Source organism: Burkholderia sp. Bp9031 (assembly GCF_003857965.1).
In the GTDB taxonomy this organism is placed as follows: domain Bacteria; phylum Pseudomonadota; class Gammaproteobacteria; order Burkholderiales; family Burkholderiaceae; genus Burkholderia; species Burkholderia ambifaria_A.
The window spans coordinates 17,054-29,753 of record NZ_QTPW01000054.1; the positions used below are offsets into that span (position 1 = coordinate 17,054).

3 protein-coding genes are annotated in these 12,700 nt (G+C 62.5%); all 3 read left to right on the forward strand.

All coding sequences use genetic code 11. From position 1 onward, the window contains the following. The first annotated feature begins 103 nt into the window (after positions 1 to 103). The gene (locus DIE15_RS35285) at positions 104 to 8,065 is read left to right on the forward strand and encodes a SpvB/TcaC N-terminal domain-containing protein (RefSeq protein WP_124835744.1); all 7,962 of its coding nucleotides are present in this window, start codon (positions 104 to 106) and stop codon (positions 8,063 to 8,065) included. Between the two features lie 31 nt (positions 8,066 to 8,096). Then, positions 8,097 to 8,375: a hypothetical protein gene (locus DIE15_RS35290; protein WP_124835745.1), complete on the forward strand. Its 279-nt coding sequence runs from the start codon at positions 8,097 to 8,099 to the stop codon at positions 8,373 to 8,375. Positions 8,376 to 8,579: 204 nt separating this feature from the next. After that, a partial coding sequence (locus tag DIE15_RS35295) for a hypothetical protein (protein ID WP_221624188.1) occupies positions 8,580 to 12,700 on the forward strand: 4,121 nt, incomplete at its 3' end.

Sequence of the window (12,700 nt, forward strand, 5' to 3'; positions counted from 1 at the left end):
CCATTGCACATTTGCCTTTGAAAGAACATAAGCAGGGCGCACGTATCGTTGAAGTCGATGGCCTTGGCGCCACCAAAACGGAGACGACTGAAAAGGTGGGACCTTGGCCAATCTTCAGCGAAGACGTGAAGACGACGAGCATGCGGCGGCCCCCCCACCCGGTGTCAGCACGCCTGCGCTGACGCTTCCCAAAGGCGGCGGTGCCATTCGCGGTATTGGCGAGAAATTCGCTGCCAATCCGGTGACCGGCACGGGATCGATGTCGGTGCCGATCGCCACCAGCCCAGGCCGTTCCGGTTTCGGGCCTCAACTCTCACTCTCTTACGACTCCGGCGCCGGGAATGGCCCGTTCGGCTTCGGCTGGAGCCTTTCCCTGCCGTCGGTCACGCGCAAGACCGACAAGGGATTACCGAAGTATTGCGACGCTGTCGATTCGGACGTTTTCATCGTTTCTGGCGCGGAAGACCTGGTGCCTGTCCTTGTGCACGATGCCAGCGGAAAATGGGTGCGAGAAGAGCTTCCACCCAGAACGGTAAATGGCCGGATCTTCCGCATCCGTCGCTACCGACCGCGCATCGAGGGCCTGTTTGCGCACATCGAGCGATGGACGAACACGACCGACGCGACCGATGTGTTCTGGCGCTCCATCACTCATGACAACATCACCGCTTGGTACGGGAAGACGGCCGATAGCCGTATTGCGGATCCTGCAGACCCACGCCGCATCTTCAGTTGGCTGATCTGCCAAAGTCACGATGACAAGGGCAACGTCGTCGTCTACGGCTACAAGGCGGAGGACTCGGCAAAAGTTTTCGAGGATTCGGCCCGCACCAACCTGCCCAAGGCCCACGAACGTAACCGCACCCATCAGTCCCGTTCAGCGCAGCGTTATCTGAAGCGCATTCGTTACGGCAATCGCTCGCCCTACTTTCCAGAATTGAAAGCCGACGCGGCCTGGCCGGAACCTCCGGATGCCGGCGCGCCTGACGGCAGCGACGCGTGGCACTTCGAGGTTGTCTTCGACTACGGCGAACACGACGCCAAAGCGCCGGCCCCCCACGACGCAGAGCATTGGCCCTCACGACCGGATCCGTTCTCGTCCTGCCGCGCAGGGTTTGAGGTTCGTACCTACCGGCTCTGCCAGCGCGTCCTGATGTTCCACCATTTTCCAGGCGAAGTCGGCGTCGAACGGAATTGCCTCGTGCGCTCGACCGACTTCACTTACCCGAACGAAGTCAACCCCACCGATGCCCTCAATCCCGTCTACACTTTTCTGGAAGCCGTCGCGCAGACCGGCTACCGCCGCGACAATGGCAGCTACGACAGTCGCAGCCTGCCGCCGGTACAGTTCGAATACAGCAAGCCCACCGTGCAGGAGACCGTCGAGGAAGTCGATCCGTCGAGTCTCGAAAATCTCCCCATTGGCGTAAACGGCAGCGCCTACCGATGGACTGATCTGCACGGCGAAGGTATCCCCGGCATCCTCACCGAGCAGGCCGATGCCTGGTTTTACAAGCGCAACCTGAGCCCGCTGACCAGCACGGCTGCGTTCGCACCGCTCGAAAACATCGCGCTCAAGCCCAATGTGGCCCTGAGCAGCGGGGCGGACATCATGGACCTCGCGGGCGACGGCCAGCCCGACGTCGTTGTCATCGACTGTCCCGTCCCCGGCTTGTACGAGCATGACGACGCAGAGGGCTGGCAGCCCTTCCGCCCGTTCACCTCGCGCCTGAACCTCGACCTGCGCGACCCGAACCTCAAGTTCGTCGATCTGGACGGCGATGGCCGCGCCGACGTGCTCATCACCGAAGACGACGCCTTCGTCTGGCATGCGTCACTCGCCGACGAGGGCTTCGGCCCCGCCCGCCGCGTTGCACTGGAATTGGACGAGGAAAGAGGCCCGCGCATCGTCTTCTCCGACGGCACCCAGTCCATCTACCTGGCCGACCTCTCAGGCGACGGCCTCACCGACATCTGCCGCATTCGCAACGGCGAAGCCTGCTACTGGCCCAACCTGGGTTATGGCCATTTCGGCGCCAAGGTCACGATGGACAACGCGCCCTGGTTCGACAACCCGGACCAGTTCGACCACGCGCGTATCCACCTGGCCGACATCGACGGCAGCGGCACCACCGACATCATCTATCTCCACCGCGACGGCGTGCGCTTGTACTTCAACCAGTCCGGCAACGGCTGGAGCCAGCCGCACACGCTGAAGGTGTTTCCACGCATCGATGACCTCGCAAGCATCGTCCCGACCGACCTGCTCGGCAACGGCACCGCCTGCCTGGTCTGGTCCTCCCCGTTGCCGGGCGATGCGCGACGGCCGATGCGCTATGTCAACCTGATGGGTGGCATCAAGGCCCATCTGCTGGTCAAGACAGTCAACAACCTTGGCACGGAAACGCGCGTCACTTACGCCCCCTCGACCAAGTTCTACCTGCAGGACAAGCGCGACGGCAAACCGTGGATCACCCGGCTGCCCTTCCCGGTGCACGTGGTCGAGCGCGTGGAAACCTACGACCACATCAGCCGTAACCACTTCGCCACTCGCTACGCCTACCACCATGGCTATTTCGACGGCGAGGAGCGCGAGTTCCGCGGCTTCGGCATGGTGGAGCAATGGGACACGGAACAGTTCGCAGCCGTCGCCGACGGCAGCGTCCTGGCAGATAACGTCGCCGCTGCATCGCATGTGCCGCCAGTGCACACCAAGACCTGGTTCCATACTGGCGTCTACCTCGGTTGGGAACGCCTCTCGCGCCACTTCGAAAGCGAGTATTTCCGTGAGCCCGGACTGACCGTCGAAGCCGCGCGACCGCTCTTGCTTGATGACTCCACTGTCCCAGCGGACCTGACGCCGGACGAAGCGCGCGAGGCTTGCCGTGCCCTCAAAGGCTCCATGCTGCGCCAGGAGGTCTATGCCGACGACGCGGATCACCCAGGCGCGACGCCGCAACAGATCCGGCGCGCCCGCACGCCCTATACCGTCACCGAGCAGAACTTCACCATCCGCGCCCTGCAGAAACGCGGCGCGAACCTTCACGCGGTCTTTTTCAGCCATGTGAACGAGGCGCTGAGTTATCACTACGAGCGCAATCCAGCAGATCCGCGCATCCAGCACGCGCTGACCCTGGAAGTCGATGACTTCGGCAACGTACTCAAGCAGGCCGCAATCGGCTACGGGCGCCGGCTCTCGCCGCTTTGGACGCAATGGGATCGCGACCGCCAGACAACGGCGCTGCTCACCTACACGGAAAACCGCGTCACCAACGCCATCGGATCGTCCGACGCCCATCGCAATCCGCTGTCCTGCGAGTCGATTACTTTCGAGCTGACGGGCTACACGGCCACAGGCCCGGCCGGTCGCTACCGGGCCTCCGATTTCGTCGAGCCCGATCCGGCCGCTCCCGGCCGCCTGCGTCACAAGTTCACCGCCCCGGAAGTCGGTTACGAGGCCACAGCCGCCGGGAGCCAACGCCGTCGCCCCATCGAAGCGCGACGCACGCTTTATCGGCGCGACGACCTCAGCGGCCTCCTGCCGCTTGGTGAGTTGCAACCGCGCGCTTTGCCCGGCGAAAGCTACAAGCTTGCCTTCACTGACGGCTTGCTCGACCAGGTCTTCCAGCGTCCACGCCAGGGGCAGGCCGACGAGCCTCTGCTTCCAGATCCCGAGGCGGTGCTGGGTGGCCAGGCCGGCAACCGGGGCGGTTACCTGCGAAGCCAGATTCTCAAGGCGGATGGCCGCTTCCCGGCGAGCGATGCGGATGATCACTGGTGGGTGCCCTCGGGGCAAGCCTTCTACAGCGCGAATCCCGCCGACAGCGCCTCTACCGAACTGGCGGAGGCCCGGGACCACTTCTTCTTGTCGCGCCGCTACCGCGATCCGTTCGGCCAGCACGCCTTCGTCGACTTCGATGCCCGCGACCTGCTGATGACGGAGACCCGCGATGCCCTTGGCAACCGCGTGACCGTCTACGCCAACGACTATCGCGTCCTGCAGCCGCGTCTGGTCAGCGACCCGAACTGGAACCGGACCGAAGTCGCGTTCGATACGCTGGGCATGGTGGTGGGCACCGCGGTCATGGGCAAACCGGCGCCCGCGCCGGTGGAAGGCGACACGCTCGCCGGCTTCGTTGCAAACCTCACGCAAGCTCAGCTCGACGGCTTCTTCGATGCGGATGATCCGCATGCGGCCGCGGTGGGGCTGCTGAAAGATGCGACCACGCGCGTCGTCTACGACCTGGACCGCTTCCGCCGTACTCGCCAGGCCAACCCCAACAATCCGGATAAGTGGCAGCCGGCCTGCGCCGCCACGCTCGCCCGCGAAACGCATGCCAGCGCACCGCTGCCACCGCAGGGCCTGAAGATCCAGCTCAGCTTTTCGTACTCCGACGGTTTCGGCCGCGAGATCCAGAAGAAGATCCAGGCCGAACCCGGTCCGGTGCCCCAGCGTGACGCTACCGGCAGGATCGTCATCGGCGCGGATGGTCAGCCCGTGACGACACCGCATGACGTGAGCCCGCGCTGGGCCGGCAGTGGCTGGACGGTTTTCAACAACAAGGGCAAGCCGGTTCGCCAGTTCGAGCCCTTCTTCACCGACACCCATCGCTTCGAGTTCGAGGTCAGCATCGGCGTCAGCCCCGTGCTGTTCTACGACCCGGCCGAGCGCGTCATCGCCACGCTGCACCCGAACCACACCTATGAGAAGGTGGTGTTCGACCCGTGGCAGCAGACCACCTACGACGTCAACGACACGTGCGCGCCGCGCAACGTGCAGACCGGCGACCCGCGCACCGACGCTGACATTAGCGGCTACGTCGCCGAATACTTCAGGACCCAACCGGCCACTTGGCAGACCTGGCGCGCGCAGCGAATTGGCGGTGCCATGGGCATGGACGAACGCAACGCCGCCTTGCGCGCCGAAGCGCATGCCGACACCCCTGCCACCGCCCATTTCGATGTCCTGGGGCGCCCCTTCCTGACCGTGGCGCGCAATCGCGTCGTTTGCCCCGGCCACGACCTCGATGGCAGCGAAGAAAGTTTCGCCACCCGCGTCGAGCTCGACATCGAAGGCAACCGGCGCGCCGTGCGCGATGCCATCCAGCAGGCCGGCGACGCGCTCGGCCGCATCGTCATGCGCTACGCCTACGACGTGCTGGGCAACCGCATCCACCAGCTCAGCATGGAGGCCGGTGCACGCTGGATGCTCAACGACGTGGCGGGCAAACCCATCCGCGCCTGGGACAGCCGCGGCCATGGCTTCACCACCCGCCACGACGCGCTGCGCCGCCCGACAGAGCACACCGTGCGCGGCACGACCAGCGAGTCCGACCCACGCACGCTCAACCTCGACATCCTGGTCGAGAAGATCGAGTACGGCGAGACGCTGCCGAACGCCGAAGTGCTCAACCTGCGCACCCGCATCTATCGGCACTCCGATTCCGCGGGAGTGGCAATCAACGCGCGGCTCGATGTCAATGGCAACCCGACCAAGGCTTTCGACTTCAAGGGCAACCTGCTGCGCAGCACGCGGCAACTGGTCAGCGATTACATCGCCATCCCCAACTGGCGGCTGGATCCCAAGCTGGACGACGAATGCTTCGAGGGCAGCACCTGCTACGACGCACTCGACCGCCCGGTCCAGTCCATCCCGCCGCACAGCAGTCAGGGACGCGGCCAGTTCAACGTCATCCAGCCGGTGTTCAACGAGGCCAACCTGCTGGAACGGGTGGACGTGTGGCTGGAGCGCGCGGCAGAACCCGTCGAACTGCTGGACACCGCCAGCGAAGCCCCATCGCCGGTCGGCGTCGCCAACATCGACTACGACGCCAAAGGCCAGCGCCTGCGCATCGACTACAAGAACGGCACCCGCACCTTCTATCGCTACGACCCGCTCACCTTCCGACTTGATCAACTGCTGACCAAGCGCAAGGCGGCGGACTTCCCCGGCGACGATCCGCGGCCGCCCGTTGCCGGCTGGCCGGGCAAGCAAGTGCAGAATCTGCACTACACCTACGACCCGGCCGGCAACATCACCCACATCCAGGACGACGCGCAGCAGACGATTTACTTCAGGAACAAGCGCGTCGAGCCGAGCAACGACTACGTCTATGACGCCCTATACCGGCTGATCCAAGCCACGGGCCGCGAGCACCTGGGCCGGGGCGGCGCCCCCATCGCCCATTCGCACAATGACGCCGGACGCGTGGGCCTGGCAAGTGCCGACGCTGCCGGGCGCTTCGCCCCCAACGACGGCAACGCCATGGGTACGTACATCGAGCGCTACGTGTACGACGCCGTCGGCAACTTCCTGCAGATGCAGCACCGCGGCGGCGGTCCGGCAAATGCGGGCTGGACGCGCACCTACGACTACCTTGATCCAAGCCTGATCGAAGACGGTAACGGCGGTGCGCTGCTCAAGGCCGGCAACCGCCTGACCCGCACGACGCTGAACCCGGCAGGCAACACGCCGCAGCCGGAAAGTTATATGCACGATGCCCACGGCAACATGCTGCGCATGCCGCACCTGGGCGGCGGCCTGCCTGGGCCGAATATGCATTGGGACTACAAGGACCAGTTGCGGCAAGCCAATCTGGGCGGTGGCGGCACGGCCTACTACGTGCATGACGCCTCAGGCCAGCGCGTGCGCAAGGTGTGGGAGAAGGCGCCGGGTCTCACCGAAGAGCGCATCTACCTCGGCGGCTTCGAGATCTTCCGCAGGCACGGCGGTGCCATCGGTACCAACACCGCCGCGCTGGAGCGCACGACGCTGCACGTGATGGACGACAAGCAGCGCATTGCCTTGGTGGAGACGCGCACGCTCGACACGGCGGGCGACGACCAAGCGCCACGACAACTCACCCGCTACCAGTTCGGCAATCACCTTGGGTCGAGTTACGTGGAACTGGACGAGCAGGCGCAGATCATCTCTTACGAGGAATACGCGCCCTACGGCAGCTCGACTTATCAGGCGGTGCGCAACCAGACGGAGACGGCGAAGCGGTATCGGTATACGGGAAAGGAGCGGGATGAGGAGAGCGGGTTGTATTACCACGGGGCGAGGTACTACGCGCCGTGGCTCGGGCGATGGACGGCCTGCGATCCGGCAGGCGAGGAGGAAGGTCTCAACCTCTACCAATATTGCTTCGATAATCCGACGGGCTTCGTCGATCCTGACGGCCAGAGCGGAAAAAAACTCGCCATCGTCATCCACAATGAATCCAAGCCGGCGGGAAAGGAACTCGCCAAACCCAAGGAGCCCGTAAAACCTCAAAAGGCGAAGATCAAAGATCCCGGAAAGAATGCTTCAGATAAAGAAAAGGCGAAATACGAAAAAGACAAGAGTAAAGCCGATAAAGAATTCTCGGAAGGCATGAAAACGTATGAAGCAGCGAAAAGGAAATACGATTCCGATTTGAAAGAATACAAAGCAAACGAGAAGGCGTGGAGTGCTTATCATAAGTCGCAGAATGAGTTTTCGGCGTCTGAGAAGGCATTGAAAGCCGAAGGCTATGATGTCGTGAAAGTCGATTCCGGCAAAGCGTTACTCGAGGCACTCCAGAACGCTGGGACGATCAAGGAACTCGTGATCCTGCACCATGGCACTCCCTGGGGACCGGGCGGTGAAGGACCTGGCAGCGGCCTATACACCGACAAGCCGCCCCCCGGTGCCACGTTCGACGCCAAGCGTGGGGCCAAACTATCGGACCTGGAAAAAATGATCAACGACAAGAAGATCGTGTTCGATGAGGCCGCGACGATTGTCTTGGCAGGGTGCAGAACCGCTGGCGGTAAAGAAGGTACGCATGTCGGTCAGTCCACATGGACCGGACCGATTGAGGATACCTTCGCTTATCGGCTCGCAAAAATTACCGGCCTCGAAGTCTTCGGCAGCGAAGGTGTCTCATCATACGGCACCGACCAGCGAAAATCGACGCCGTGGCGCCATAGCGACATTGCCTGGCATCGATTCACGCAACAGGGAAACTCGATCAAAACGGAAAGTTTGAAAGGAAAATATTTGAATGTCGTGAAGCGAAAAACGAGCGCGAAGCCGGATTGAATCGCTCACTATTTCTCGCAAACGGAAATGTATGAAACCAGTTCCTCACGAATGCTTCATCGCCCCGACGGACGACTTCTCCGTCCTGCCGCCGGGCGCGCTGCTTACCTGGCCGATGATGGGCAGGATGGGCCCGGTCGTGCTGGGGCATCGCCATGCAAAACTCGATGGCGTGAGGGCTTGGTCCGCCCTCCTGTTCGCGAGCCGCCTCTTCGGCCACCTGGTCCTTCTGCTCGGGTCCCGCGACTGGGCACCGCACTCCATGCTTAAGGCGCAGTTGGCCACCAACGGTAACCGGATAACGCCATGATCGATACGCGACGAAGACTGTGGCCATTCGGCCCTCGCGACTCGGCGCTCGTATCGAGACTGGCGCTGCTGAATCAACTTCTGAAACCCCTCCTGATGCGGCACCGGGAAGGTTAACGCGTGTGAGCCGCTACAGCTGAGCAACGTCGACTTCGACGAAACAAGACTCCGGGCGACAGCTCGATTTGTGCCGAGGAGATAGACCATGCCGCAAATACTCGTGATCCGGCTCCACCCGGACACACCCATCGGTGGCACGCGTTTCAGCGATTTTCTGACCGGCCTGAAAATCTCGGCCTTCGATCTGAGCGTCGGCGATCCCAAAGTGGGCCAGCATATCGGTGATGCCGCATTCGTGGCACCGGCCGCGCCACCGATCCCCGATCCAGGCACGACCATCGTCCAGCATTACACGCCGCCGATTCCACCGCTGCCTCTCACGATTTACGCCGAATCCGAAGCAACGGCGGTGATCCCGATCACGCCGCCCGCCGGATACAAGGAATACGTGACGCCCGACGTCCGGCTCGAAATCAGCCGCGGTGGCACGAAGATCGCGAGCAGGCTCGTCTACTATGACGTCAACGTCGTGACCGTCGGCGCGTTGCCTGCGCCGGCAACGTATCCTGCCATCCCGGCCAGCGAGGTCGGGATCTATCTGCCGCTCCCTCGCCCGCTGTCGCCCGGTCTCGCCCAAATCGATTTGAGCCAGGGGCAGGCACCCGATTTCGAATCGCTCAAGACCGCCGTGCAAACGGTGTTGGCTGCGGATCAGGGGCCAGTGCCCGCAATCACCGACATCACGCCCGCCCAGGCGACGCATATCGCCAATGAAATCATCTGGGGCCCGCAAGATCCGCTACCGGCGGCACCTGCAAGTGGTACGACCGGATTCGACGATCTAGGCGCGTTATATACAAATCCTCCGAACGACGGCACGATCGGCAACCAGCTCGAACAGAACCGGCAGCAGTTCGAAGGCAACTTGAACAGCTATTACGCAACGCATAACGCCAACGTCGATCGGCTGGCTCGCTACACGTTTGCACTCGGTTGCGCGATGGCCTGTGAAAAGATGAGCATCGACGCCGAAATGGCGTTGACGGTCTTTCCGGTCAACCCCGGTGTACCGAGTCCAACCACATCGATCAACAGAGCCGATGTCGTGCTAGTCCAAAGCGGCGGCGGTACCCTGACGCCCGCATTCAAAGTGCCAGCCGAATATTTCTATGCGCTCGGCGTCATGCTGCCCATGCAGATGTCGGCGAAGCAGCGATATCAACTCGCATGCCGCGACAACGAGGAACGTACGCTGCCTGCGCTGACGTCGGCAGTCGATGCCGGCACGATCAGCGATTCGCTTGCGGTCAATCCGGCACAGGCGGCTCGGCGGATTGCGGCACTCGTGCCCGGCGTGCAATACGACGCGACCGCGCCGCACTGCGAAGTCGATGCCACGCTCACGCCGCTCATCAATGATTGGCTTGCGTATCCGTCTGCAGCAAACTGGCGCGACTATCACCCCGGCGACGATACCGTCGGGTTCTGGACACCGGAAATCGCCGCGCAGCCGAATGCCTATCTCTCGCTCGACCTCGCGGCGGTGACGAACGACCACCAGCCGTTGATCGCCGCGATTCATGCCATTCCGGTGACGAGCGTGAGCCAACTGTCGCTGATGTCGGTCACGGATTGGAATAATCTGTTTGGCGTGCCGCCCAACATCGTGCTGCTGCCGCCCTTCACTGCGCCGGGAACGGCTAAAGCGCGCGTGGCGGCATTCATTCGCCACGTCCAAAAATTCTTCGCGGTCGGTTTCGGGATCGCGACAATGCCGTCCGCCGCCGCGCCCGCCGCACCGGTGCTCGATTTGCCCACGGTCGACGTCATCGCCGTCTGGGTCAGCGCTTATCAGGCGCTGGTGGGCGGCACCTTTTCCTTCGGCGCGGGCGCGCTCGTGGATGCAAACGTGACCGCTGCCGCGCAAACGACGTTGCCCGGCGACCCATCGGCGCAGGCGTGGCTCGTTCAGCGCGTCACGGTGTTGAACGCTTTGTGTCAACTGGCCGGCGTTGCATCGAATGTGATGCCGCCCGTGCCGAGTGTGGCGTTTTCCATCGCCGAAGCGTTGTATGCGCGCGGCTTCACCAGCGCGATGGACATCAACCGGCTGGACCAAACGGATTTTGCCGATGCGATGCGCGGGACCGTCGCGTTCGATCAGGCCAATGCAATCTGGAGCGCGGCAGGCGGTGTCAATCCTCCCGCGCCGCCGCCACCCGGCCCATTCCAGCCGGTGAACCCCGGCGGACTGGAGAACTGCGTGCCGCCGTGCTACCTGTCGCCCACGGGCACGGTCGAGTATTTGCATGAACTGCTGCGGCTTTCGGAGAATTCGACCTGCGCAACGCTCGCTGCGCCGCCCGATCAAGGCAGGCCGACGCTCGAAGAGGCAATTGCCGCTCGCCGCAGTGACCCAGGCTTGCTGGACGTGAGCGCGGCAAACGCAATGACGCCGCTGCCGCTCGTCGACATCGTCATCGAGCAACTCGAAAACCTTGTTGCGCCACCTGCTTCCGGGAGCGTTTACAACACGGCCGAACATCACCTGAACGATCATAAGCTGTGCTCCGCCGACGAGTGTGCCGACGTGATCGAGAATACGGACAAATGCCACCCGCAAGCCAGCTTGTTTCGCGCGTTGCCCGAGTTCAATTCGCCGGCTACGCCGGTTGCAAACCAAGCGGCATATGACGCGCTGAAAACCGATTTTTCGTCACCTGCGCTGCCGTACACGCAGCCTCTCGATGTCAACCGCGCGTACCTCGATGCGCTTTCATCGTGCCGTTTTGCGGCGATGCGCGGCTTCAGAAAGGAGATCACCGAATTCGCGCTCGACCCGACAGTCGTTGCGCCGACGTTTCAAAGCCATTTATGGCGATACCCGGTAAATATCGATATCGGCATCGAGTATCTCGGCATCAATCCCGAAGAGTATGAGCTTCTGTTCACCCAAGACATTGCGCTCGTACCGACGCCAGGCCAACTGGTGCTATACGAGCTGTACGGCTTCCCCGTAGCGAACCCCGGGGGGGTTAATTGGGTCGACATCGTACTGCGGTTGCCTGAATTTCTGAAGCGCACTGGCCTCACTTATTGCGAACTCGTCGAGCTGCAAAAGTCGAACTGCTTCCGGTTCGCCGTTGTGCAGCAGCAAGGGCCGCGCAATACCAACGCGTCTGCCGGCACGGATGCGACGGGCGCGGGCGATACGTCAGGATTGCTACCCGATTGCGAGCCTTGCTGCCCCGAGCATTACCGGATCGTTTTCCAGAACCCGAATAATCCTCTCGATGCGTTGAGGTTTCTCGCGGTATACCTGCGACTGTGGCGCAAGCTTGGGGCCGTATGCGGAGCGCGCTACACGTTCACTCAGCTTTGCGATATCTGCGAGGTGCTTCAGCTTTTCATCGGCGGCAGCATCAACCCTGATTTCATCCGTCAACTGGTATCGTTCCAGATTCTGCGCGACCAGTTCGGCTTGCGTCTGACCGATGGCACGGCAACGAAAGGTGCACATGGCGCGGACAGGACGCATCTGCTCGCGCTATGGAAGGCGCCCTCCCCGGCAGCGAAGTGGAATTGGGCCATGCGCCAGCTTGTCGATCGAGTCATGCGCTATGCCCAGACACGCATCGATCATTGCCCGAAACGGCCGCCCCATTTCATCAAGCTGCTGGTCGAAAACCTCGATCCGCTGTCGGAACTGGCCGGATTCTCGACGGCCGCCGCGAAGGACACTTGGCATGCCGCCCCGACCCATACATTGCGGTTTGCCGAAGTTCTCGCGAAAATCACCGCCTCGCGTTTCGGCATCGGCGAACTGCTGTACTTGTTTTCAGTAGAGCCGCATCTTGACGGCGACGATCCGTTCCCGCTGCAGGATGCCAACGAATCGCTCGACTATCCTTTCGATCTGCCCGAGGAAGAGCCACGACAGAACCACGAGCGTAACGAAGAGCGTGCGCAGGGTCACAGTCTGGATGCGCTGCGCAAGAAGCTGCTGGCAGTCGCCGTCGACGAAAGCGAGATTCACGACTGGACGTGGCACCGGATCGAAAGCGCGTTGAAGATGGAGTTCGGTTATGTCGTGCCGCCGGGCGGCACCGATTACTTGACGTCGCTCGGCAAGCACTTCTTTCCCCGCACGCTCGAGCACGCCGGTGTTGCCGTTGGGGCGACGAATCGGCAATACCGCACACCGTTGACGACGACGTCGCCCGATATGTGGAATACGCCGGCGGAAGGTCCATTCAGATTCGACGC

Excerpts from the sequence above, each read along its gene's own strand:
- DIE15_RS35290 (WP_124835745.1), top strand. The coding sequence starts at position 8,097 with ATGAAACCAGTTCCTCACGAATGCTTCATCGCCCCGACGGACGACTTC.